The organism is Blastococcus sp. TML/C7B, assembly GCF_016612845.1.
In the GTDB taxonomy this organism is placed as follows: domain Bacteria; phylum Actinomycetota; class Actinomycetes; order Mycobacteriales; family Geodermatophilaceae; genus Blastococcus.
In genome coordinates this window covers 1,489,497-1,512,193 of the sequence record NZ_JAEOAA010000001.1, presented here as the reverse complement: position 1 = coordinate 1,512,193, position 22,697 = coordinate 1,489,497, and the positions used below count along the sequence as shown (strand labels likewise).

Here is a 22,697-nt window from a genome sequence, read left to right as displayed (position 1 = left end):
ACTGGGCTGTCACCCCCCAGGCAGCGGCCGCCGTCGACGTGATCGGCGAGGGACGTGCGCAGTCCGCCGGTCCTGGCGTCGGGCAGCACGGCCAGCCGCCAGCGCCCCAGACCTGGGGACGGCAGGGGTCCGAAGCTGACCAGCCTTCTTCAACTCGAAGTAGGTAGCTTCGCCTGAGGGTGGAGCTGATCAGGGCGTGGCTTTTGCGTCCTCAGAGGGACGCCCCGTGCTGAGCTGAGCAGCCAGGGCAGCGTCTCGTCGACCGGAAGGGGACGGGCCAGCCCGTACCCCTGGACGGTCTCGCAGCAGAGGTCGGCGACCCGCGCCCAGGCATGCTGCGTCTCGATGCCCTCGGCCACCACCGCCATTCCGAGATCGTGCGCCAGTGCGACGGTGGCCCGGACCACGGTGGCGTCATCGAGGCCCTAGTCGAGCCCCTGGACGAAGGACCTGTCGATCTTCACCTCGTGCACGGGGAGGCGCTCCAGGTAGGCCAGTGAGGAGTAGCCCGTCCCGAAGTCGTCGACCGACAGGCGCACGCCGAGCGCGGCCAGACCGTCGAGGACGGTCAGGCAGCGGGCGGGGTCGCTCATTACCCCGGTAGCCTGCAGGAGCCGGGTCACGACTCCAGGCAACTGGTCGTCGTGCAGGTCGGCGGCGGTGACGTTCACCGACACCGAGAGCGCCAGGCCGGCAGCGGCCCAGGCGGCACGCTGCAGCAGGGCCGTCTCGAGGACGGCGTCGGTCAGCGGCCGGATGAGGCCGGTGCGCTCGGCCAGCGCGACGACATCGGGGGCGGTACCGAGCCGTACACCGGGTGGCGCCAGCGCAACAGCGCCTCCATGCCGGTCACGCGGCCGGTCCGGGCGTCCGCCTGGGGCTGATACCAGACCTCGAAGCGGTGCTCGTCGATGGCCGCGGGCAGGTCGGCGGCCAGCACCAGCTTGCGCTGCACGGCCTCGCCGTCCTCGGGGCGGTAGATCTCGACTCCGGTGCCGGCGCTCTTGGCCGCGTACATGGCCACGTCGGCGTGCCGGAGGATCTCCTCTGTCGTGTCCCCGTGCTCGGTGAGCAGGGCGATGCCGATGCTCACCCCGGTGCGCAGCGTGACCTGCTGGATCGACACCGGCCGGGTGAGCGCGTGGAGCACCTCCCGCCCCACGTCCACGGCGCCGGGAACGCCGGTGTCGGGCACAGCAACAATGCGAATTCGTCACCGCCCAGCCGTGCGACGACGCCGTCGGGAGCTCCTGCAGTCGGCGTCCGGTTTCCTGGAGCAGCAGGTCGCCCGCGCCGTGGCCCAGGGTGTCGTTGACGTCCTTGAAGTCGTCGAGGTCGAGGAAGAGGACAGCGCCGGTGCGATCGGCCGCGATGAGCTTGCTCACCGCCTCCTGTGAAGGCGCGCCGGTCGGTAGTCTGGTGAGCGGATCGTGGCAGCTTCGTGCTCGCGTTGCGCAGCGAGGCGGCGCAGCCGGTCGACGAGGCGAGCCTTGACGAGGGCCACGGCGGCGTGGGCGGCCCGTGTCTCGAGCAGCCGCAGGTCTTGGTTGGTGAACGTCTCCCCCTGGAAGGTTCGGTCGCGCACCAGGAGGACGGCGTACACGGAACCCTCGCTGCACAGTGGCGTCGCCATGCCGTCCCGTTGGCCGGACGGGTCGCCGCCGCGGGCGGTGGGTCGCGGCCGCAGTACCGACTCGCCGGTCATGGCGGGAGCCCACGACCACACCGGGGCCTATCGCCTCGCGGAGCACCTCGCGGTCGAACCGGCCCTCCATGGTGCTGATCACGGCGGTGACCGCCGCGGCCGAGAGCAGGTCGGTCAGCAGAACGGCTACGAAGGCCGCGAGCCAGCCTCTCGGGTCACCAGGGGAGGTGTCACCGAGAAGCGCCTCGTAGGCGATCAGGCCCAGGGCGGCCTCGAGGGCGAACATGGAGGCGTTGAACGCGAGCTTCTGGGTGATGTCGGGGGCGGAAGCTCGGAGGGGCGCAGGCCACCCGTACGAGTCAGTCGGCGAAGGCGCGCCATCCACCCCGCCGACGGACGGTGTGGGGTCCATACCGCGCACTGGTGCCGCCGGTGCCCTTGAGCGACTGGCGCGCCTGACGGGGTTCTTGAACCGCGGCGCGGTGTGCCCACATTCGATGTGGGCCAGCTCGTGGGCGAGGGTCTTGACCGCCTACGCATCGGCTACGTCCGGGCGGACCCGCACGGCGGGGCGACCGGGTCGGTGAAGCCGTTGGCCTGCCCGCACCTCCCGCGGGTGAGCGTGTAGCCCTGCGCGGCGACTCCGGTGGCCGGCGCCTCCCACTGGGCGGCGGTGGCGTCACCTGTCAGCAGCTCCGGCCGGACGTCGGGCAGCGGGTCGCCCTCGGTCTGGGAGACGTCGAAGACGTGGGCGACCCGGAACCCGCGCAGCACCCGCGCCCAGGCCGGCCGGTCGGCGTCCCCGCCAGACGGCTGCCCCGCCGTCCCGGCGGTCGGTACGGCCGGGTGTCCTGCGAAGACGGCACTGATCAGGGACGAGGTGACGGCGTCCTTGCGCGTGTAGGTGGCAGGGGGCCAGGACGGCGAGCCCGGTGGACCCCTTCACCACGCTGCGGCCCAACGCCTTCCAGGTGCCGAACCCGGCGACCCGGGTGGGGCTGATGCCCAGCCGCGCGGCCTGCAGCGCGATCAGCAGCTGGTTGCCCAGGCTGTAGGTGTGGAACCTGGCGGCGGCGTCGAGCATCGCCCGCCACTACGGATCGGCGGTCAGCTGCTCGACGCGCTCGCCGACTGCTCGTGCAGGGCGGCGATCCTCGCCGCCCGGGCGGCGTCGGCCGCCTGCCGCTGCGCCGGACTAGGCTGGGGCCGCACACTCCGACTTCCCCTGCCGGTCCGACTGCTGCTCGTACCGCTGGCCGCGCTGCTGATCGTGGTGCTGGTGCTGGTCATCTGGACCCTCCCGGAACTGGAGCCCAAGCCGGTACGGGAGGAACTGCGGAACAGGTGTCCTGCCACCCATTCCCCCGGCCCGTCCGGCACAGAGCTCTGCTCAGGGGCCGGGACCGAGGGGCATCCTGTGGCGAACCGGAACCGGGTCGCCGTGGCGCGACGTGCCGTCCTGTCACGGGGACTTCCGGACCCTGCACGGTCGGCATCGCGGCTGGTCGTCACCCAAGAGCTCGTCCGGCTGAAGCCCGCGTTCGCCCAGCCCAGGGGACTGAAGCACTCGGGACAGGCGGGTCAATCTCGAGGAGCTGCTTCACGCTCTGGTCGACGGAGGGTCAGGTGTGGAGATGGGACTCCTGTCAGCCCCAGCACCCGCCCGTGCGGTTGGACGCGGGTGACTGGCCTGCGAGATGAGGCGATGCGGTCTCGCACTGCCCACACGTAGTCGACGCGCCACCGGACGGGTTGCCAGCGGAGCTGAACGGACAAGGCATCGGCTGTCCCCTCAACTGGTCCCGGCACCCCGAGCGTGACGCGAGGCGGCAGACGATCTACGAATCGCGCCTCCTCCGCGGGATCGACTCCGACCCTTTCCACGTGCTCGAAGACCTCCTCTTCGACATCATCCAGCACGTCAAAGATCCACGGGCGGGGCGTGAGGCGAAGAATTGCGTCGCTTCGAGGCGACATGTGGACCACCTCGTCAAACTCCGGGTGATCCGCTGTGCGGAAGGTACCTCGTCCATCTACCCACATCGCGGTTTCCTTTCCTATGAGGGTTGTTCAACTTGGCCGGCGTCGCGCCCGCGGATCAGCCCAATGGCCGAACGAGGCGATGGCTTTCCGCACTGCATCGCCTGGCTAGCAGCAGGATGCGACGCGCGTCAGCCGATAAAGGCGGCCTATGTGCCGCCCGCGAACAGATTTTGCATGCCAGAAGAACGGCAAGGACGCTAGCGACGGCCACGATGTCCACTTCCATGAACACCAGACCGCGCTGGACAGCAGCGTCATCCCTCAGACTCCTCGGGGTGCCCGGACGCACTGTGCGCCCAAGGAGACTTTCGACCAGATGTCGCTCGGCATTGACCGGGCCCTCACTCGTCCGAGTGATCCGCCGGGTGGTGTCGAAGCCGCTGCCGGACCGCTCGATGAAGCCGGTGACCGAGACCTCCATGCTGCTGGCCCAGCGGCCCACATCGCTGCGGCGGCCGCGGCCTCGCCGGGTAGGCAGTCGCCCCGGGGCCTGACGGCCGCTCCCGGCGATTCTATGCAGGGTGCGGGTCCCGTGCGGGGCGTCGAGCCCCTTCCCCCGGTACACGGCCTTGGCTGCTGGGCATGCCACGTTGGTCGGTGCGGCCCTGCGGGCCCTGCGCAGGCGATCGGAGCGTCGGCCCGTTCGCTCCAACGCCTCGCCGGGGTGTACGGAACACGTGCCCGCCACGATCTACATGAGGCCGCGCATACGCATTTCCCTCAGGTTCGCGAAGACGCGACGCCGAATGGCGTCTTCGAGGTGCACGGGGAGTCCGATGAATCGGACCGAGACCTCCTGGAGCTTGTCGTTGCGGGGGTGGCGGCGAACCACCTCACCGCGGCCCCGGAGTTCGTCGTCAGCCTCACCGATTGTCAGGTCGACGACCTGGCCCACCTCGAGTAGTCCCGATGCGCCGTCTCGTGCATCTTCCCTGGGCCCCTCGTTGGGCGGGGCGTCGACCGCGCTCGTGTGGTCCTCTGCGTTTGCGGGATGGAGGAGGCAGCGAAGACCGCCCTCGCTCAGGTCAAGGGTGTTCCCTCGGAGGCTATGCGTCGGCCGGCTGACCTGAATCGGCAAGACCAGGGGTGCCCGGACGGCGGCGCGCCGCTGCCCGCGCCCAGCCGGGCCGACAGCGCGCAGTCGCAAGCATGGTCCCGCTGCGCTTTGCGTATCGATCAATTCGACCGGCAGGGCCCGTAGCTCCTCGGGTCCCCGCCAGATGAGTTCGAGTCGTTCCCCGTTGTGCATGGGGACCCCGCGCTGTGCCCGGTCCTTCGGGATGCTGACGATCAACTCATCGTCGCGGACTTCCTCGACCCAGCTGACCAGAACATCGCCGCGGCTGGTCGCGACGACGTCGAGGACTGTCTTCTCCTCCGGAAAATCGACTCCGGGCTCGCCTAGCACTCGCTCTGCCTCCGTTGGTCGAGAAGCCGACGTGGGGCAGCGTAGCCTCCGCGCGTCACTGTGCTGCTGTCCTCGTCTGGCTGGGGCCATACATGGGGGGGTCTGCCGAGGTTCCGAGTGCCCAAGTCCGCTCGATCCGACGCCCAGGAAGCCCTAGCTAGCCGGGCATTGCTCCGATCGCGGCCATGGCCTGTGCGCATCCCCGGGGGCCGGTCGGCGCGGGCCGCGATGGGGTAGCCGCCGGGTCCGGTTCGGTCAGCGGCCTGTTCGCAGCCCTGCACCGGCGGCCGCGACGCGGGGGCGGGTCCGCGGACGGTCCCTGGATGCTTAATCTCGCCGCCCGGAGGGATCGGCGTGCCGAGGTGGCTTCCGCGTGATCGACGGGCCGGTCTGACGATGGCACTGCGCCATAGACGTCCGTGTGGTGGTCGCAGTCACTGGCGGCATGGGCGGTGACCGGTACGCCGGACGCCATGGCCGGCACGTCGCCTGGCCCCATCGCCCGGCGATCAGGCCCGCGTTCGCGGGATGGAGTCGGTGACGGCGTGTCCGCCTGCTCGCTCCTCCGACTGAAGCGCCACTTCGTGAGTCAAGCCGAGCACGCCCCGCGTCGATCATGCAGGTAGCCGCGCGGACGGCCGGGTTTCTCCCGGGCCGGCAGGTCGCTGCGGCGGATCAGGCTGTGGCAGCGGCCGTCGTCCGTCCGACGCACTCCCGAGGGGCGCCGTCGGAACCGGTCCACGCCGACGGTGCTGACCGGCAGGACCAGCAGGGTGACGTCGGGCAGCAGAGGGGGGCCCGCACTGGCATCGGCCATCTGCTCGGTGCCGCACGCGGCCGTCACGAAGCTATCCCCGCGGCAGCGCGGCGTCCTTCTGTCCGTCGGGCTGGCCGACGGACACGTCACCCCCCGCACTGACCACCTCGGAGTCGGATCATGGGGCCCGTGACTCGACGTCCCACCTCGTTCGCCGCTCTCGTCACTGCAGCCCCCCTGGAGTTCCGCTTTTCACCCTAGGCATCTGGGTACCGCTAGCTTGAGTCGCTAGACGAGATTCATCCCAGCCCTGCTCGCACCGATGGAGGCGCGTGGTGACAACTGCGCAGACCCCGCAGTTCGACCTCGACCTGGTGTTCGACGGAATCGACCAGCTGGCCGCGCAACGGCCGGTCTGCGCCCGGATCGTCGCCGCCGCCGACGCCGACGACACCGACGCGAAGACCCTTGCCGGCATCCTCGCCGGCGAGGTGGCGTTGACCGGCCGCGTGATGAAGCTGGCGAACTCCGCCTACTACGGCATGCGTGGGCGGGTCGCATCTCTGCAGCAGGCCGTCACCGTCGTCGGCTTTACGACCGTGCGGACGATGGCCACTGTCGCCCTGACCGACCTCGATGACGAATCCCGGCTCCCCGAGGAGTTCTGGACGGTGGGCACCGGCCTTGCCGCCGCCGCCGCCCGCCTTGCGCCGTTGTTCGACATGCGGCCCGCCGATGCCCTATGCCTGGGCGTCCTCGCCCAGCTCGGCTCGGCGCTGCTCTACCACCACGACCGCGACAACTACACCCTGGTGCTGGCGGCCAATCCCACGTTCGCCGGGCGTCGCCGCGCCGAGGCCGACCAGTACGGGATGTCGTCGGCCGTGCTGACCGCCGCCGCCCTGACCCGTTGGGAGTTCCCGCAATCGATCGTCGTGCCGCTCGAGCGCCTCGATGACCGCGGTTCCACAGCCGGGGGACTGCTGCGTGCCTGCTACGAGATCGTGTCCCGGCTGACCATGGACGGGCACCGGCCGGCACCGATTGGCCCGCTGACCCGAGGCCGGATCCGCGACGAGGAACTGGCCCCGATGATCTACGACGTCCGCAACGAAGCCGAGGGACTGCGCCGGCTCATGCTCGGCGACTGAGCTGAGACTGAGGCACGACCGACCGTGGCTTCGACCGGCAGGACTCCGTCCACCGGAAGAGCGTCCTTGCCGGGCGAGGTCTCGTGACGGGGGGCCGGCACCGCACGGTCGCCGTCCGCGGAAGGTCTGCTGGACAGCGCAGCTGCCACCCGGGAGCCGCACCGGGTGACCGGCGCCCTCGCCTCCGTCACCGCCGACCGGGCGCTCGGCTCGGCCGCCGGCACCGCGGTGCTGTCGTCGGCACTGGTCGGCGGGGCCGCTACATCGGTGGAGGCTGCTCATCGGTGATGACATCGAGGTGTATCTCGCTGCCGCCGACGGTGGTCAGGCGAAACTGGCGATCGGGGCGCCGCGACAGATGGAATCAGACGGAGGGAGTTTTCGTCCGTCGCCGGCGAGCCCGGGGTTGGCCCCGTGGCCAGCGGGCCCTGCACGTAGAGGAGGCCACCGGGTGATCTTCTGGACACCTTCCACAGCCCCAGGAGTTCAATGCGATGACCGCTGCGAGCAGTATCGACAGTGAGGATGGGGTCGGCTTCCCCGGCTGGGCCTGACTCAAGTATCGACAGACGCCCAACGGTTGTCCTCGTATGGGATCCGTCGGCCTGACCGGGGAAGCCGTTGCACGCGACCGAGTGGGCGTCCGTGACCTCAGGAGCCTGTGCGAGAGGCCCCATCACTGTCTCGTCCGTCTCGCCCGAGCGGGTGCGTGCCGAACCATCTGGCGAAGCCGGTACGGGAGGAACTGCGGAACAGGTGTCCTGCCACCCATTCCCCCGGCCCGTCCGGCACAGAGCTCTGCTCAGGGGCCGGGAGCGGCGGCGGGGGACGACCGGACCAAGACTGCTTCCGTAGCGGAGCGCCCGAAGGGCGGAAGGATCTTGGTCCGGTCGGGAGGAGGCGGCGCGGGAGGCCCCTACGCTGAGCTGCCGGACGGGTCGGGGGACCAGCAGGCACAGCCCGCCGCAGGCGGACGGTGACGACGGCGCAGCCGGCGCCACGCGCAGCGTGGCCCGTAGGGCGCTCCTGTCCTCCCCCACCGGCCCCTGCCTTGCGACGTCGGCGGCGCGCCCGCCACATCACGCGCCCCGGTCACCCGACACGTCGCGGGCGGCTGCGGCGAACCCGAACCGGTCACGAACCGCGCAGTGTCGCCGTGCCCCGACTGCGTCGCGGAAGGCCATGGGTCGAGCGTGGCCAGGTCAGCGCCCGCCCGAGGGCGTTGGACCGGATGTGGTGGACAGAAGCCGTTGTCCACAGGGACCACTTGCGCGGGAGGGCCCCATGCTGGCGGCCCTGCCTCGGCGGACCGGAGGACAACAGGAGGACAACAGGAGGAACCGCCATTCCCCCGGGCAGCGGACCTCCAGCCTTGTGCGCCCGGATCGCCCGGCTGTCGACGGATCCCGGGAGAACTGCTTCGCAAGGGCGGGGCCGGCAGGTGAAGGGGCCTTCGTCGCTGGCCGGGTGACGCGTCGGCGGCGGCCGCTACAGGAGGAGAACCGGAGACGGTCAGAGAAAGCTGGCTGTGAGGTGTCACCAACGGGCCCGAAATGGCGCCTTCTGTGGTGAAGGCACCGCCCAGCACCGACGATCCTCCGGGAGCCAGCCATGCCCGACCCCACCGCCGACCGCGAGCCCGAGTTGCTCACCATCACCGAGGCCGCGGACGTGCTCCGCGCGCCCGTCGCCACCCTCCGGTACTGGCGACACCTCGGCACCGGCCCGAACAGCTTCCGACTCGGCCGGCGCGTCCTCTACCGCCGCGCCGACCTGCGCAGCTGGATCGACGCACAGGCAGACCAGTCCCCCCGCCGATAGCCCCGCACTCGTAGCACAGGGGCTGGAGCGGACACGGGACCGGTGCGTACTCCAGGCACACGGTGAGGCCCGGCGGCCGGCCCCGGCTGTGGACGACGGCGAGGCTCCCAGCACCGAGAGGAGCAAGCGATGGGATGGATGGGCCCGGTCGTGAACGGCCAGGCGCACGAGGGCTGGGTGGTTCCGCTGTTCGCCGACGGCGCGCAAGGCGCCGGCACCACCAGCGCCCGCGGGGTGCTGATAGCCCGCCGGCCCGACGAGGGGCCGCGCGATGGGGACCGGGTGCGGCTGGCCTACCGGGAGGGCTGCACCGTCGAGGGCATCTGTGCAGAACGGAACGGTTCTCGGCGGTGACGGGATCATGCCCGCCGGCGCCGGCGGCCAGGTGCACTGCGAGGTGATCGAGGAGGCCGAGGAGTGGCGCCCGGACGCGGAGGTGGTCGGCTGGGTCGCCGGCTGCACCTGCGGCTGGCGCGGCGCCCCCTGGGTCCGCGCGACCGCATGGAAGCTGGCCGACCCGGCGGCGCGGCGGCTCGCCGTCCCGGGCCCGTGGGCCGATCTGGACACCGCCGACGAGCACCGGGTGATCACCGAATGGCGCCGCCACATCGCCGGATGGCAAGCCCTGGAAGACGTCGAGCAGACCGCAGCCCGGCACGCCGCCGCCGCCCGCGCGCTGGACCAGGCCGTACGCACCGCAGTCGCGGCCGGGGCCTCGTGGTCTGACATCGGCCGAGCCACCGGCATGTCCAGCCGGTCGGCCACCCAGCGGTGGTCCGCCCGTGACTGAGCAGGCGACCGGCCACCCCGGACCGAGCGGGGAAACCGGGCCAGGGCAGCGGACCGTGCTCGTCGTCGACCTCGACGGCGAGCCGCTGGCGCCACTGCGCGCCCTGGAAGAGATCCTGCTGTGCCCGCGCCGCCGCCCTCGGCCACCCCGGACTCGACCCGTCATCGCCGAGCTGGTCGCCACCTGCGCCGAGCAGGAACCACACATGGGCGCAGGGATCGGGGATCGACCGGTCCCTCTACTGAACCCGCGGCCGGCCCCGGCCACGCCGGGGCCCGCTTCCATGAGCATCCTCGGACGTCGCTCCCTACGGCAAGTCTGGTCAGCGCAGGAGACGGATGGTGCACCGAGGGCCAGGAGCGCCGACCAGCCGGCCGTCCGCGGTGACCAACTCGCAGTCCAACAGCTCGGCGAGGGCCACGTAACAGGCGTCGTAGGCGCTGACGTTGGCGCGCAACTCGAAGGCGCGCCGCATCATTCGCAGCGTAGGAACGCGCTCGAACTGCAGCTGCTGCAGATGCGCGACGGCGGCCTCGAAGCGTTGATCGGTCAGCGTGCGACTCAGCCAGCGTTTGCGCAGCACCGACACGGTCTCGACGTCGACCAGATCTGGGGCGGTGATCCGGTCGGCGGCGCGAAGCTCATGGCGGGCGGCGTCCCCATCGGCGTGATCGTCGGCAAGGGCGTTGGCCAGGATGGAGGCGTCGACGACGATCACCATGCGCTCACGGAAGCCGTCAGCGGTGCGAACGTTCGTCATCCAGGTCAGCCACTGCTGCCTGCAACCCGACCCGACCGCCGTGCTGGGCCTCCATCTCATCGAGGACTTCGCCGAGCGAACGCTGCTCGGCCAGGCGGCGCAGTTCGGCGGCGAGGTACTGCTGCAACGACTGATGAGCGCGCTCGGCCTTGCGCTGGAGAGCGGCATGAACGCCCTCGGGGACATCACGAACCAGAACGTGCGGCATGCTTACATAATGCTTACACCCGTTGATGCGCGCAAGGGGACGTCGGCGCGCTCCCAAGCGCGCCGCAGGGCCCTCGACCGGCCGGCGCGGTCCGCAGCCAGTCCGCAAAAGTCCGCAGAAAGTCCGCAAACCGGCCAACCACGAGCACCCTTGATCAACAACACTCGACCATAAAGCCGCAGGTCAGCCCCGAGTTTCATCGATCACCAGCGGTAGCCGACCGTCGCAGATCAGTACGACAACTACCGCTGACCCGGGCGGCCCGCAGCCCGCGACGGTGTGCGCGGGTCGGCAGTTCCGGGCGCCGGAACTGCCGGTCCGCGCACACCGTGCGCCGGGGCGGTCAGCCGCGGCCGAGGTCGCGGGCCATCTGCTCCAGGCGGGCGATCCGCTCGGGCATCGGCGGGTGCGAGGCGAACATCGACGCCATGCCCTGCCCGCGGAACGGGTTGGCGATCATCAGGTGGCTCTGGGTGACCAGCCGGTCGTCCTGCGGCAGCGGGAGCGCCGATGCGCCGCGCTCGATCTTGCGCAGCGCCGACGCCAGCGCCAGCGGGTCCTGCGAGAGCTGCGCGCCGGTCGCGTCGGCCTGGAACTCGCGGCTCCGGCTGACCGCCATCTGCACGAGCCCGGCGGCCAGCGGGCCGAGGACCACCAGCAGCAGCCCGCCGAGCGCGTTGCCACCGCCGCGGTCGTCGCCGCCCCGGCCGCCGAACAGCGACGCGAACATCGCCATGTGCGCCAGGTAGGTGATCACCGTGGCCATGGCGCCGGCGACCGAGCTGATCAGGATGTCGCGGTTGTAGACGTGCGAGAGCTCGTGGGCCAGGACGCCGCGCAGCTCGCGCCGGTCGAGCAGCTCGAGGATGCCCTGGGTGACGCACACGGCGGCGTTGCGCGGGTTGCGCCCGGTGGCGAACGCGTTGGGCTGGTCGGTAGGGCTCACGTAGAGCCGGGGCATGGGCTGGCGGGCCTCGGTGGCCAGCTCGCGGACCATCGCGTACAGCTGCGGCGCCTGCGTCTCGGTGACCGGGAAGGCGCGCATCGCCCGCAGCGCCAGCTTGTCCGAGTTGAAGTACGCGTAGCCGTTCACGCCGAGGGCGATCACCAAGGCGATGAGCAGCCCGCCGCGGCCACCGATGAGGGCGCCGGCGAGCAGGATGAGCCCGCCCATGAGACCGAGCAGGACGGCGGTCTTCAGTCCGTTGTTCCAGCGCTGCACGCCCTCCCCAACGGCGCTGCCGGGACCGCCGTTCCCGACCCCGACCGGTGGAATGCGCCGCCCGCCCGGGTGGTTCCCTGGAGTGAAACCAGAATGTGCTTCGGGTCTCAGTACCCGCGGGTCCCGCGCGCACGTAACCTCGGCCGGTGGAGGTACACCACTGATGACTGCCAGCACCCCGCCGACCAACGGCGCGCCCCTCGACGACGTCCACGCACCGGTCGCCAGCTCGGCCCCCGGCGGCCTGGTCAAGAGCGTGGTCGAACTCGACCGCGTCGTGATCCGGTTGGCGGGTGACTCGGGTGACGGCATGCAGCTCACCGGCAACCGCTTCACCAGCGAGACGGCGTCCTTCGGCAACGACCTGTCGACGCTGCCGAACTTCCCCGCCGAGATCCGGGCTCCTACGGGGACCCTGCCGGGCGTCTCCTCGTTCCAGCTGCACTTCGCCGACCACGACATCATGACGCCGGGCGACGCTCCCGACGTCCTCGTCGCGATGAACCCGGCGGCGCTGAAGTCGAACCTCTCCGACCTCCCCGGCGGCGGGCTGCTGATCCTGGACTCCGACGAGTTCACCCCGCGCAACCTGGCGAAGGTCGGCTACGCGACCAACCCGCTCGAGGACGGCTCGCTCGAGGGCTGGCAGACCGTGCCGGTCCCGCTGACCTCGATGACCCTCGACGCGCTCGCCGACTCCGGCCTCGGCAAGAAGGAGGCCGAGCGGAGCAAGAACATGTTCACCCTCGGCCTGCTGAGCTGGATGTACCACCGGCCCACCGAGGGCACCGTGCGCTTCCTCGAGCGGCAGTTCCGCCGCAAGCCCGAGATCGCCGCGGCCAACATCGCGGCGTTCCGCGCCGGCTACAACTACGGCGAGACCACCGAGGCCTTCGCGGTCTCGTACGAGATCAAGCCCGCTCCGATGGACGCCGGCCGGTACCGCAACATCTCCGGCAACCAGGCGCTCGCGCTGGGCATCGTGGCGGCCGGGCAGCGGTCGGGCCTGCCGATCTTCCTCGGCGCCTACCCGATCACCCCGGCCTCGGACATCCTCCACGAGCTGTCCAAGCACAAGTCCTTCGGCGTCCGCACCTTCCAGGCCGAGGACGAGATCGCCGGCATCGGCGCGGCGCTCGGCGCCTCGTTCGGCGGCGCGCTCGGCGTGACGACGACGTCGGGCCCCGGTGTGGCGCTCAAGGCCGAGACCATCGGCCTCGCGGTGATGACCGAGCTGCCGCTGCTCATCGTGGACGTGCAGCGCGGTGGCCCGTCCACCGGCCTGCCGACCAAGACCGAGCAGTCGGACCTGCTGCAGGCGATGTTCGGCCGCAACGGCGAGGCCCCGCTGCCGGTGATCGCGCCGCGCTCCCCGGGCGACTGCTTCGACGCCGCGATCGAGGCCGTCCGCATCGCGCTGACCTACCGCACCCCGGTGATGCTGCTGTCGGACGGCTACCTCGCCAACGGCGCCGAGCCGTGGGCGGTCCCCGAGACCGCCACGCTGCCGGACCTCACCGGTGCGGTCGGCTTCGCCACCGGCCCGAACGCCGCCTCGACCGACGGCACCCCGGAGTTCCACCCCTACCAGCGCGACCCGGAGACCCTGGCGCGCGCGTGGGCGGTGCCGGGCACCGCCGGGCTGCAGCACCGCATCGGCGGGCTGGAGAAGGCCGACGGCAACGGCAACATCTCCTACGACCCCGCGAACCACGACTTCATGGTCCGCACCCGCCAGGCAAAGATCGACGGCATCGCCGCCTCGATCGGCCCGACGGACGTCGAGGACCCCGACGGCGACGCCCGCGTGGCGGTCATCGGCTGGGGCTCCACCTACGGTCCGATCGGTGCGGCCTGCCGGCGGATCCGGGCCTCGGGCCGCTCGGTGGCGCAGATCCACCTGCGGCACATCAACCCGTTCCCCGCCGACCTCGGCGAGGTCCTGGCCCGGTACGACCGGGTCGTCTGCCCGGAGATGAACCTCGGGCAGCTGGCGCTCCTGCTGCGCGCGAAGTACCTGGTCGACGTGCAGAGCCACACGCAGGTGAGCGGGATGCCGTTCCGCTCGGCCGAGCTGGCCGCGGTCATCCAGGACGCCATCGACACCACCAGCACCCCCGCGGTTCCCGCCGGAGCCGCCGCGAACGGAGCCACGCTGTGACCACGCTGGACACGCACGTGCACGACCTGGGCATGCCCGGGAACCCGATCTCCGCGGCGGTGGCCGAGTCGGTCGCCCTCTCCGGTGAGAAGCGGACCGAGCTCAAGGCCAAGGACCTCAAGACCGACCAGGAGGTGCGCTGGTGCCCCGGGTGCGGTGACTACGTCATCCTCAACGCGGTCCAGAGCTTCCTGCCCAGCCTCGGCATCGCGCGCGAGGACATGGTGATCGTCTCGGGCATCGGGTGCTCGTCCCGCTTCCCGTACTACATGAACACCTACGGGATGCACTCGATCCACGGGCGTGCCCCGGCGATCGCGACCGGCCTGGCCGCCTCGCGCCCCGACCTGTCGGTGTGGGTCGTCACCGGGGACGGCGACTCGCTGTCCATCGGCGGCAACCACCTGATCCACGCGCTGCGCCGCAACGTGAACATGACGATCCTGCTGTTCAACAACCGGATCTACGGCCTCACGAAGGGCCAGTACTCCCCCACCTCCGAGGTCGGGAAGGTCACCAAGTCCACGCCCATGGGCTCCATCGACGCCCCGTTCAACCCGGTGTCGCTGGCGCTGGGCGCCGACGCCACCTTCGTCGGGCGGGCGATGGACTCCGACCGCAAGGGCCTCACCGACGTGCTGCGCCAGGCGGCGGAGCACCAGGGGACGTCGCTGGTGGAGATCTACTCAGAACTGCAACATCTTCAACGACGGCGCGTTCGAGCTGCTCAAGGACCCGACCACGGGCACCCAGTGGTCGATCCCGCTGGAGCAGGGCAAGCCGCTGGTCTTCGGGCCCGACGGCGCCGCCTGCGTCGTGAAGGACGACTTCGGCGGGCTGCGCATCGCCGAGACCAACCAGGTGGACGCGGCCGACATCGTGGTCCACGACGCGACCCGGGAGAACCCGGCGTACGCGTTCGCACTGTCGCGGCTGTCCTCGCAGGACCTCCGCTACACGCCGATGGGCGTCTTCCGCTCGGTGCAGAAGCCGACCTACGACGGCCTCATGACCGAGCAGCTCGACACCGCCAAGGTGCAGGGCAACGCCGACCTCGACGCCCTGCTCTCCGGTGGCGAGACCTGGACCGTCGAGTAAGTGGTCGGAACCGCGGGCCCGTCTCCTACCCGGAGGCGGGCCCGCGGTGCGTCCGGAGCAGCTCGGTGAGCACCGGGAGCGCGCGGTCCAGCTCCGCGCGCGTGGGGGCGGCGTAGCCGAGGACGAGGCCGGCCCGGCGCCCGTCCACGTCCTGGAGGTGGTGCCGGCCGAGCCCGTCGAGCTCCAGCCCGCGTCCGGCGGCGGCGGCCCGCAGCGCCCGCTCGGTGGCGACGTCGGCAAGCGGCACGAGCAGGTGCGCGCCCGCGGGATCGCCCTCGGCGCGGTGCCCCGCGGCCGCGACGGCGGCCCGCACGTCCTCCCGCCGGGCGGCCATCTCCCGGCGCAGCCGGCGCAGGTGCCGGGCGAGGTCGCCCGATCCTGCCAGCGCGGCGAGCACCCGCTGACCGGCGCGGGCGGGGCGGGTGCCGGTCGCCGTCCGCCGCGCCACCAGCGCCTCGCGCAGCGGCTCCGGCGCCACCAGCCAGCCCACGCCCAGGGTGGGGGCGAGGATCTTGCTGGACGTGCCCAGGTGGACGACGACGTCGGGGCCCAGGGCGCCCAGCAGCGGCAGCGGCGCGACGTCGAAGCGCAGCTCGCCGTCGTAGTCGTCCTCCAGCACCCACCAGCCCTCGGCCCGCGCCCGCGCGACGAGCGCCACCCGGCGCGCGGCGGACATCCGCCGGCCGGTGGGGAACTGGTGCGCGGGCGTGCAGTAGACCGCGGCCAGACCTGCCGGCAGCGCCTCGACGACCAGGCCGTCGTCGTCGACCGGCGCGGGCACCACCTCGAGCCCCGCGTCGCGGAGTGCGCCGACCGCGCGCGCGTACCCCGGGTCCTCCACGGCGACCCGGCTGCCCGGTGGCAGCAGGCGGGCGACCTCCAGCACGGCGGCCGAGGTGCCCGCGGTGGCCAGGACGTCGTCGGGGCCGGCCACCAGGCCGCGGTGCCGCAGCAGGTGCTCGGCGACCGCGCCGCGGAAGGCGGGGTCCCCCGCGGGCTCGGGGTGCAGGTCGGGCGGCTGGTCCCCGGCCGCCCGCCAGGCCCGCCGCCAGGCCGCGCGGTCCAGCACCTCCAGGCACGGCGCGCCGGCCCGCAGCTCGACCAGCTGCGGCAGGGCTGGGCCGGCGCCGGCCCTCGGCCCGGGCAGCGCCCGCGCGGAGGGTGCCGCGCCGAGCACGAACGTCCCGATCCCCCGGCGGCCGCCGGCCCAGCCCTCGGCCAGCAGCTGGTCGTAGGCGGCGCTGGTGACCGTGCGGCTGACCCGCAGGGCCGCGGCGAGCTCGCGGGTGGAGGGCAACCGGTCCCCCGGGCGCAGGACGCCGTCGGCGGCCGCCGCGCGCAACGCATCGGCGAGCTGCGCGGCCAGCGGGGTGCGCGAGCCGCGGTCCAGCACGACGGGCGGCACCACGCTCACGGTCGGCTCCTCGGGTTTGCACGGCGGTGGCCTGCTGGAACGCTAGCCGATTGGCCGTTCCGGGAGACCACTGCCGACCGCAGGATCGGGGCATGACCGCCGCTCCCCCGCTCTCGCCGACCGACCGCAGCACCGTGCGCCGGGGCGCGCAGCGCGCCCGCACCGACCGCGCCGCTACCTGCACGCCGTGCTCGACGCGGGTCTGGTCGGGCACCTCGCCGTCGTCCTGCACGGCGCCCCCGTCGTCCTGCCGACCGGCTACGGACGGCGCGGCGACACCCTGTACCTGCACGGCTCGACCGGCGCGGCGACGCTGCGCGCGGCGACCGCCGGGTCACCGGTGTGCTTCACCGTCACGCACCTGGACGGCGTCGTCTACGCGCGCTCGGCGTTCCACCACTCGGTGAACTACCGCTGCGCGGTGGTGCACGGGACGGCGCGGCGGGTCGAGGACCCCGCGGAGAAGGCGCTGGCCCTCGAGGCGCTCACCGAGCAGCTGGCACCCGGGTCGTGGGCGGCCACCCGGCTGCCCGACCGGCGCGAGCTGGCCGCCACCGCGGTGCTGGCGCTCGACCTCACCGAGGCCAGCGTCAAGATCCGCACCGGCCCGCCCGGGGACGACGAGGGCGACCTGCCCGCCCCCGGCGACCCGGACCCGGTGTGGGCCGGCGTCCTGCCGGTGACCACGGTGCTCGGCGTCCCGGAGCCGTGCCCGCTGCTGCCCGCGGGGACGCCGGTCCCGGCCCGGGTGGCCGATCGGCGGCCGCCGGGTCAGGAGTCCGGGCGTCAGGAGCCCGGGCGTCAGGAGCGGGGCGTCACCCGGAGCAGCTCGTCGTCGCCGTCCCCGTCGTCGGTGGTGGCGTAGAAGGCGCCGTCCTCCCCGGCGCGCAGCGACCGGATGCGGCCGTGCGTGCCGTCCAGCTCGGGGACGGCGAACTGCTGCCGCAGCGCACCGTCGTCCCCGAGCCGCAGGGCGAGCACGCCCCGGGCCTTGAGCAGGCCGATGACCAGCACGCCGTGGTAGTCCCCCCACGCGGCGCCGTCGAGGAAGGTGGCGCCGCTGGTCGCGAGCGTGGGCGCGCCCGAGGACCAGACCGCCGGGATGGCGCCGGGGATGCCCGGATCGGTCATGGGGACGCTCTCGTCGTAGGAGCCGTCGCCGTCGGGGTTCCAGCCGTAGTTGCCGCCCGCGCGCAGCAGGTTCACCTCGTCGTCGCGGTCGGGGCCGTGCTCGACGGAGAAGACCTGCCCGGTCCCCCGTCGCACGGCGAGGCCCTGCACGTTGCGGTGGCCGAGGGTCCACACCTCGACCTCGCCGGTGGCGGGGTCGACGCGCAGCACCTTGCCCCCGAGCGACCCCGGGTCCTGGGGCACCGCGCCGGCGGCGGTGTCGCCGGTGCCGACGAGCAGCGCGCCGTCCGGGGCGAACTCCAGCCGGCAGCCGCCGTGCCGCCCGGAGGCCGTGTTCAGCGGCAGCCCGCCGACCAGCGGGTCCGCGACGCGGGTGAGCGACGACCAGTCCGGCGCCGCCGTCCACGCGACCACCTGGATCTCGCCGTCGCGGTCGCCCTGGCAGCTGTAGAGCCGCGCGTTGCTCGTGAAGGCCGGGTCGAGCGCGAGCCCCATCAACCCGGTCTCGCCGAAGGCGTTCAGGTCGTCGAGGTCGGCGGCCACCTCCCGGACCGTGCCGTCGGGCAGCACGGCGGTGAAGCCGCCGGCCCGCTCGTCGACCAGCAGGGTGCCGTCGGGCGCCCGGACGACGTCCCACGGGTGGTCCAGCCCCCCGAGGACGACCTCCACCGCGAGGGCCGTCGTCCCCTCCGGTGCCGGCGGGGACGCGCCGGGCCCGGGGGCCGCCGAGCAGGCGGCGAGCAGCAGGACCACCACGGGGAGCAGGGCGCGTCGCACCCGTCCAGCATGGGGTCAGCTGGTGCGGGTCACCACGTAGTCGCAGAGCGCGGACAGGGCGTCGCGCACCTCGCCCGCCGGGACGGCGGTGAGCCGGGCGCGGGCGCGCTCGGCGTACTCGCGGGTGACCTCGGTGGCACGCTGCAGCGAGCGGGACGCCCGGAGCAGCTCCAGCGCCTCGGCGTGCTCGGCGTCGTCGGTGACCGGGGCGGCGACCAGCTCGCGCAGCCGCGCCTCGGCCGGGTCGTCACCGGCGAGGGCGAACAGCGCCGGCAGGGTGGCGATGCCCTCGCGCAGGTCGGTGCCGGGCGACTTCCCCGAGGCGCCCTCGACGCCGACGATGTCGATCAGGTCGTCGGACAGCTGGAAGGCGACGCCGACCTCCTCGCCGAACGCGGTGAGCTCCTCGACCAGGGCGGCGTCGACGCCGGCGAACGAGGCGCCGAAGCGGGCGGAGGTGGCGACCAGCGAGCCGGTCTTGTCCGCGAGCACCTCGAGGTGGTGGCCGACCGGGTCATCGCCGGGCTGGGCGCCCACGGTCTCCCGGATCTGCCCGGTGACCAGCCGCTCGAAGGTGCGGGCCTGGACGCGGACGGCCTCGGGGCCGAGGTCGGCGAGCAGGTCCGACGCGCGGGCGAAGAGCAGGTCGCCGGTGAGGATGGCGATGCTGTTGCCCCACCGGCTGTTCGCGCTGGGAGCGCCGCGGCGCACGGACGCCTCGTCCATGACGTCGTCGTGGTACAGCGTCGCGAGGTGGGTGAGCTCGCAGACCACCGCCGCCGAGGTGACCTCCGGGCGGTGCGGATCGCCCAGCTGCGCGGCCAGCAGCGCCAGCATCGGGCGGAACCGCTTGCCACCCGCGGCCATGAGGTGGCCCGCGGCCTCGCGCACGAACGGGTGCTCGCTGCCGACCGCCTCGGCCAGGGCCTGCTCGACCCGGGCCAGCCCCGCGGCGAGGCCGTTCCCGAGCTCGCCCTCGGGCAGCCAGGGCCCCATGGTGGAGGCCGGCGTCGAGATCCGGTGCCGGACCTCGGTGGGGGTGCCGTCGGCTGCGGCACGGGCTCCGGTCATCAACCGACGAATCTAGCCGCCTCCTCGGCCAGGTCGAGCACCGCCCCGGGCACGATGCCCAGCGCGAGGGTGGCCGCGGCCGTCACGGCCAGCACCAGCGTCGTCGGGACTCCGGGGACGCCGACGGTCGGGCCGTCCGCGGCGGGGGGCGAGAAGTACATGAGCACGATGACCCGCAGGTAGAAGAACGCCGCGACGGCGCTGGCCAGCACCGCCACCAGCACCAGCGGCCAGGCGCCCTGCTCGATGGCCGCCCGGAACACCGCGAACTTGCCGGTGAAGCCGGCGGTGAGCGGGATGCCGGCCAGGGCCAGGAGGAACAGGCCCATCACCGCGGCGGTGAGCGGCGAGCGGGAGGCCAGCCCCGCCCACTGGGACAGGTGCCCGGCCTCGCCGTCGCCGTCGCGCACCAGCGTGAGGACGGCGAAGGCGCCGAGCGTGGTGAGCCCGTAGGTGAGCAGGTAGAACATCGTGGCCGCCAGCCCCGAGCCGTCGCCGGCGGCGCCCAGGCCGAGGACGCCGGTGAGCAGGAACCCGGCGTGCGCGATCGAGGAGTAGGCGAGCATCCGCTTGAGGTCGGTCTGGGTCAGCCCGAGGACGGCGCCGACCACCATCGACACGATCGCCACGCCGTAGATCAGCGGCCGCCAGGTCCACTCCTCGGTGCCGAAGCCGACGTAGAGCAGTCGCAGGATCGCCCCGAACGCGGCGACCTTGGTGCAGGCGGCCATGAACGCGGTGACCGGTGTGGGGGCGCCCTGGTAGACGTCCGGCGTCCAGCTGTGGAACGGCGCGACGCTGGCCTTGAACAGCAGGCCCACGATCAGCAGCGCCAGCCCGAGGACGACCAGCACGTCGTCGCCCTCCCCGGCCACGGCGGTGCGGATCTCGCCGAGCCGGACGGTGCCGGTCGCGCCGTAGACCAGCGCGAGGCCGTAGAGGAAGAACGCCGAGGCGAACGCCCCGAGCAGGAAGTACTTGACCGCCGCCTCCTGGGAGAGCAGCCGTCGGCGGCGGGCCAGGCCGCTGATCAGGTACAACGGCAGGCTGAGCACCTCGAGCGCGACGAACATGATGAGCAGGTCGTTCGCGGTGACGAAGAGCATCATGCCGCCGACGGCGAACAGGGCGAGCGGGTAGACCTCGGTCTGCACGCGCGTGGAGGTGACCAGCTCCCGGTCGCGCGGGCTGCCGGCGGGCACCGCGGCCGAGGCCACGAACGCCGAGCGGGCCGGGTCCAGCCCGCGCTCGGCGAAGAGCAGGACGGCGAGGGTCGCGAGCCCGGCGACGGTGGCCTGGAGGAAGAGCCCGGCGTCGTCGACGGCGAGCGCCCAGGCGGCGGTGACCTCGCCCCCGGCCTCCAGGTCGCGCGTGCCGGCGAGCACCAGGGTGGCGGCGAAGCCACCGACGGTGCCGACCAGGGCGACGGCGACCTGCACGGGGTGCCGCACCTCGCGCGGGGCGAACGCCTCGACCAGCACGCCGACGCAGGCGGCGCCGAAGACGAACAGCAGCGGCGCCAGGGCCGCCAGGGAGAGGTCGGGGGCCTCGATCATCGGGTCGCTCCGAGGTCGCTCAGGGTGGCGGTGACCGCCGGCTCGATGATGTCCAGCAGGAACTGGGGCTGGACGCCCAGGACCACGATCAGCACCGCCAGGGGCGCCACCACGGCGAGCTCGCGCGCGCTCAGGTCGGGGAACCGCCGCGCGGTCGCGGCCGGCGCGGTGAGGACCGCGGTGGCCCCGGCGCCCGCCACCTCCCCGGCGTCCGTCACCTCTCCGGCACCCTCGGCCTCCCCGGCGGTCGGCAGCCCGCCGTCCACCGGTCCACCGCCGCCGGCCGGCGGCGCGACGACGCCGCGCGCCGGGCCGTGCATGGTGCGCTGGTACATCAGCAGGATGTAGAGCGCGGCCAGGACGATGCCGGCGGTGGCGAGGATCGTGAACACGGGGCGCTCGGGGAACGCGCCGATGAGCACGAGGAACTCGCTGACGAAGCTGTTGGTGCCCGGCAGGGCCAGCGAGGCGAGCCCGGCGAGCAGGAACACCCCGGCGAGCTTCGGGGCCTGCGCGGCCACGCCGCCGTAGTCGCCGATCTGCCGGGAGCCGCCGCGGGCGATCAGCATGCCCACGACGACGAACAGCAGGCCGGTCGCCAGCCCGTGGTTGACCATGTAGAGCACCGCGCCGGTCGCGGCCTCGGTGGTGAACGCGAAGATGCCGAGCGCGATGAAGCCGAAGTGCGAGATCGACGTGTAGGCGACCAGCCGCTTCATGTCGCTCTGCCCCATCGCCAGCAGCGCCGCGTACAGCACCCCGATCACCGCGAGGGTGAGCACGAGCGGGGCGAAGAACCGCGACGCGTCGGGGAACAGCGGCAGGCAGTAGCGCAGGAACCCGAAGGTGCCGACCTTGTCGAGCACGCCGACCAGCAGCACCGCGCCGCCGATCGGCGCCTCGGCCGCGGAGTCGGGCAGCCAGGTGTGCAGCGGCACCAGCGGCGCCTTGATCGCGAAGGCCACGAAGAAGCCCAGGAAGAGGAGCTTCTGCACGCCGGGGTCGATGTCGAGCTGGCGCAGCGCGTCGAAGGCGAAGGTGCCCTCCCCCAGCTCGCTGCTGCTCACCACGTACAGCCCGATGACGGCGGCGAGCATGACCAGCCCGCCGACCAGGCTGTACAGGAAGAACTTCACCGCGGCGTACTGCCGTCGCGGCCCGCCGAAGCTGCCGATCAGGAAGTACATCGGGACGAGCATCGCCTCGAAGAAGACGTAGAACAGGAAGACGTCGGTGGCGGCGAAGACGCCGACCATGCACGCCTCGAGCAGCAGCAGCCAGGCGAAGAAGTAGCGCATCGGCCGCTCCTCGGCGCCCTCGCCGGGCCCGCGGGCGCCCTCCTCCCAGGAGGCGCCGATGACCACCGGCACGAGCACGCCGATGAGCAGCAGCATCACCAGCGCGATGCCGTCGACGCCCAGGGCGAAGTCCACGCCGAAGTCGGGGATCCAGGCCACCGACGTCGTCAGCTGGAAGCGCTCGCCGCCGGTGTCGAACGCGACCGCCGCCAGCACGGCGAGCAGCAGGACGAGGAGGCCCACACCCAGCGCGACCTGCCTGGCGAGCGCGTCCCGCGCCCTCGGCAGCGCGGCGACCACCGCCGCACCGACCGCCGGGACGGCGATCATGGCGACGAGGAACGGGAAATCACTCACCGGCGAGCACCTCTCGTGAGCTACGGGAC

Annotated in this window: 20 protein-coding genes and 3 pseudogenes; 9 read left to right on the top strand and 14 right to left on the bottom strand. The window is 72.7% G+C overall.

Annotation, left to right across the window (positions count from 1 at the left end):
* Positions 1-149: 149 nt before the first annotated feature.
* From JKP76_RS20600 to JKP76_RS07335, 6 genes and pseudogenes are all read right to left on the bottom strand, one after another.
* Positions 150-1,162, bottom strand: a pseudogene (locus tag JKP76_RS20600) (putative bifunctional diguanylate cyclase/phosphodiesterase).
* A gap of 145 nt (positions 1,163-1,307) precedes the next feature.
* Positions 1,308-1,385: pseudogene (locus JKP76_RS23940) on the bottom strand (hypothetical protein); the annotation flags it as partial.
* A complete protein-coding gene (locus JKP76_RS07345; protein ID WP_200490167.1) occupies positions 1,382-1,705 on the bottom strand; it encodes a GAF domain-containing protein in 324 nt (107 codons plus the stop codon). The pseudogene JKP76_RS23940 and the gene JKP76_RS07345, both read right to left, overlap by 4 nt.
* A gap of 483 nt (positions 1,706-2,188) precedes the next feature.
* The gene (locus JKP76_RS07340; protein WP_200490166.1) at positions 2,189-2,419 is read right to left on the bottom strand and encodes a hypothetical protein; all 231 of its coding nucleotides are present in this window, start codon (positions 2,417-2,419) and stop codon (positions 2,189-2,191) included.
* Positions 2,325-2,729 (bottom strand): ArdC family protein, encoded by a 405-nt coding sequence (locus JKP76_RS23935; protein ID WP_375335627.1) that lies wholly within the window; start codon positions 2,727-2,729, stop codon positions 2,325-2,327. Before JKP76_RS23935 ends, JKP76_RS07340 begins: the two co-directional genes overlap by 95 nt.
* A 1,650-nt stretch (positions 2,730-4,379) precedes the next feature.
* Complete coding sequence (locus JKP76_RS07335; protein ID WP_200490165.1) at positions 4,380-5,096, bottom strand: PilZ domain-containing protein; 717 nt, start codon at positions 5,094-5,096, stop codon at positions 4,380-4,382.
* A 1,092-nt stretch (positions 5,097-6,188) separates the two neighbouring features.
* Between JKP76_RS07335 and JKP76_RS07330 the strand changes: the two genes are divergently transcribed.
* The 5 genes from JKP76_RS07330 (at position 6,189) to JKP76_RS07310 (ending at position 9,615) form a co-directional block, all read left to right on the top strand.
* Positions 6,189-7,004 carry an HDOD domain-containing protein gene (locus JKP76_RS07330; RefSeq protein WP_309229919.1) on the top strand — a complete coding sequence of 272 codons (816 nt, stop codon included), beginning with the start codon at positions 6,189-6,191 and terminating at the stop codon, positions 7,002-7,004.
* Between the two features lie 165 nt (positions 7,005-7,169).
* On the top strand, positions 7,170-7,292 hold the full coding sequence (locus JKP76_RS22270) for a hypothetical protein (RefSeq protein ID WP_255522519.1): 123 nt from the start codon (positions 7,170-7,172) through the stop codon (positions 7,290-7,292).
* Positions 7,293-8,615: 1,323 nt separating this feature from the next.
* Complete coding sequence (locus tag JKP76_RS07320) at positions 8,616-8,825, top strand: AlpA family transcriptional regulator (protein ID WP_200490162.1); 210 nt, start codon at positions 8,616-8,618, stop codon at positions 8,823-8,825.
* A gap of 129 nt (positions 8,826-8,954) precedes the next feature.
* On the top strand, positions 8,955-9,179 hold the full coding sequence (locus tag JKP76_RS07315; protein ID WP_200490161.1) for a hypothetical protein: 225 nt from the start codon (positions 8,955-8,957) through the stop codon (positions 9,177-9,179).
* Positions 9,180-9,186: 7 nt separating this feature from the next.
* Positions 9,187-9,615: a hypothetical protein gene (locus JKP76_RS07310; protein ID WP_200490160.1), complete on the top strand. Its 429-nt coding sequence runs from the start codon at positions 9,187-9,189 to the stop codon at positions 9,613-9,615.
* A gap of 322 nt (positions 9,616-9,937) precedes the next feature.
* On the opposite strand, the gene JKP76_RS07305 is transcribed toward JKP76_RS07310, so the two are convergent.
* The 3 genes from JKP76_RS07305 to htpX all read right to left on the bottom strand — a co-directional run bounded on the left by JKP76_RS07305 (position 9,938) and on the right by htpX (position 11,805).
* Positions 9,938-10,336 carry a type II toxin-antitoxin system VapC family toxin gene (locus tag JKP76_RS07305; RefSeq protein WP_200490159.1) on the bottom strand — a complete coding sequence of 133 codons (399 nt, stop codon included), beginning with the start codon at positions 10,334-10,336 and terminating at the stop codon, positions 9,938-9,940.
* 16 nt (positions 10,337-10,352) lie between these two features.
* A complete protein-coding gene (locus tag JKP76_RS07300) occupies positions 10,353-10,583 on the bottom strand; it encodes a hypothetical protein (protein ID WP_200490158.1) in 231 nt (76 codons plus the stop codon).
* Between the two features lie 343 nt (positions 10,584-10,926).
* A complete protein-coding gene (gene htpX / locus JKP76_RS07295; RefSeq protein WP_200490157.1) occupies positions 10,927-11,805 on the bottom strand; it encodes a zinc metalloprotease HtpX in 879 nt (292 codons plus the stop codon).
* Between the two features lie 163 nt (positions 11,806-11,968).
* Between htpX and JKP76_RS07290 the strand changes: the two genes are divergently transcribed.
* The 3 genes and pseudogenes from JKP76_RS07290 to JKP76_RS23360 all read left to right on the top strand — a co-directional run bounded on the left by JKP76_RS07290 (position 11,969) and on the right by JKP76_RS23360 (position 15,064).
* Positions 11,969-13,966, top strand: a complete 1,998-nt coding sequence (locus JKP76_RS07290; protein WP_242471218.1) for a 2-oxoacid:acceptor oxidoreductase subunit alpha — start codon at positions 11,969-11,971, stop codon at positions 13,964-13,966.
* Between the two features lie 32 nt (positions 13,967-13,998).
* A pseudogene (locus tag JKP76_RS23365) lies at positions 13,999-14,589 on the top strand (2-oxoacid:ferredoxin oxidoreductase subunit beta); the annotation flags it as partial.
* A 193-nt stretch (positions 14,590-14,782) separates the two neighbouring features.
* Positions 14,783-15,064, top strand: a complete 282-nt coding sequence (locus JKP76_RS23360; protein WP_309232978.1) for a hypothetical protein — start codon at positions 14,783-14,785, stop codon at positions 15,062-15,064.
* A gap of 25 nt (positions 15,065-15,089) precedes the next feature.
* Here the strand turns inward: JKP76_RS23360 and JKP76_RS07280 are convergent, their stop codons facing one another.
* The gene (locus JKP76_RS07280; RefSeq protein ID WP_200490156.1) at positions 15,090-16,478 is read right to left on the bottom strand and encodes a PLP-dependent aminotransferase family protein; all 1,389 of its coding nucleotides are present in this window, start codon (positions 16,476-16,478) and stop codon (positions 15,090-15,092) included.
* A 187-nt stretch (positions 16,479-16,665) separates the two neighbouring features.
* Here JKP76_RS07280 and JKP76_RS07275 point away from each other — a divergent pair, with 187 nt between their 5' ends.
* Positions 16,666-17,343 carry a pyridoxamine 5'-phosphate oxidase family protein gene (locus JKP76_RS07275; protein WP_309229921.1) on the top strand — a complete coding sequence of 226 codons (678 nt, stop codon included), beginning with the start codon at positions 16,666-16,668 and terminating at the stop codon, positions 17,341-17,343.
* Here JKP76_RS07275 and JKP76_RS07270 read toward each other — a convergent pair.
* Genes JKP76_RS07270 through JKP76_RS07255 form a run of 4 tightly spaced genes read right to left on the bottom strand, consistent with a single transcriptional unit; the run spans position 17,280 to position 22,668 of the window.
* Entirely contained in the window at positions 17,280-18,386 is a 1,107-nt protein-coding gene (locus JKP76_RS07270; RefSeq protein ID WP_200490155.1) for a PQQ-dependent sugar dehydrogenase, read from the bottom strand. The genes JKP76_RS07275 and JKP76_RS07270 overlap by 64 nt on opposite strands.
* 15 nt (positions 18,387-18,401) lie before the next feature.
* The gene (locus JKP76_RS07265; protein WP_200490154.1) at positions 18,402-19,457 is read right to left on the bottom strand and encodes a polyprenyl synthetase family protein; all 1,056 of its coding nucleotides are present in this window, start codon (positions 19,455-19,457) and stop codon (positions 18,402-18,404) included.
* Positions 19,457-21,013: an NADH-quinone oxidoreductase subunit NuoN gene (gene nuoN / locus JKP76_RS07260; RefSeq protein ID WP_200490153.1), complete on the bottom strand. Its 1,557-nt coding sequence runs from the start codon at positions 21,011-21,013 to the stop codon at positions 19,457-19,459. The genes JKP76_RS07265 and nuoN overlap by 1 nt, the downstream gene beginning before the upstream one ends.
* Positions 21,010-22,668 (bottom strand): NADH-quinone oxidoreductase subunit M, encoded by a 1,659-nt coding sequence (locus tag JKP76_RS07255; protein WP_200490152.1) that lies wholly within the window; start codon positions 22,666-22,668, stop codon positions 21,010-21,012. Before JKP76_RS07255 ends, nuoN begins: the two co-directional genes overlap by 4 nt.
* Positions 22,669-22,697: the final 29 nt, after the last annotated feature.

What these genes read in the sequence shown, in the direction of transcription:
- JKP76_RS07345 (WP_200490167.1), bottom strand. Translation starts at nt 1,705, where the DNA reads ATGACCGGCGAGTCGGTACTGCGGCCGCGACCCACCGCCCGCGGCGGC.
- JKP76_RS23935 (WP_375335627.1), bottom strand. Translation starts at nt 2,729, where the DNA reads ATGCTCGACGCCGCCGCCAGGTTCCACACCTACAGCCTGGGCAACCAG.
- JKP76_RS07320 (WP_200490162.1), top strand. Translation starts at nt 8,616, where the DNA reads ATGCCCGACCCCACCGCCGACCGCGAGCCCGAGTTGCTCACCATCACC.
- JKP76_RS07315 (WP_200490161.1), top strand. Translation starts at nt 8,955, where the DNA reads ATGGGATGGATGGGCCCGGTCGTGAACGGCCAGGCGCACGAGGGCTGG.
- JKP76_RS07310 (WP_200490160.1), top strand. Translation starts at nt 9,187, where the DNA reads ATGCCCGCCGGCGCCGGCGGCCAGGTGCACTGCGAGGTGATCGAGGAG.
- JKP76_RS07305 (WP_200490159.1), bottom strand. Translation starts at nt 10,336, where the DNA reads ATGGTGATCGTCGTCGACGCCTCCATCCTGGCCAACGCCCTTGCCGAC.
- JKP76_RS07300 (WP_200490158.1), bottom strand. Translation starts at nt 10,583, where the DNA reads ATGCCGCACGTTCTGGTTCGTGATGTCCCCGAGGGCGTTCATGCCGCT.
- JKP76_RS07290 (WP_242471218.1), top strand. Translation starts at nt 11,969, where the DNA reads ATGACTGCCAGCACCCCGCCGACCAACGGCGCGCCCCTCGACGACGTC.
- JKP76_RS07265 (WP_200490154.1), bottom strand. Translation starts at nt 19,457, where the DNA reads ATGACCGGAGCCCGTGCCGCAGCCGACGGCACCCCCACCGAGGTCCGG.
- nuoN (WP_200490153.1), bottom strand. Translation starts at nt 21,013, where the DNA reads ATGATCGAGGCCCCCGACCTCTCCCTGGCGGCCCTGGCGCCGCTGCTG.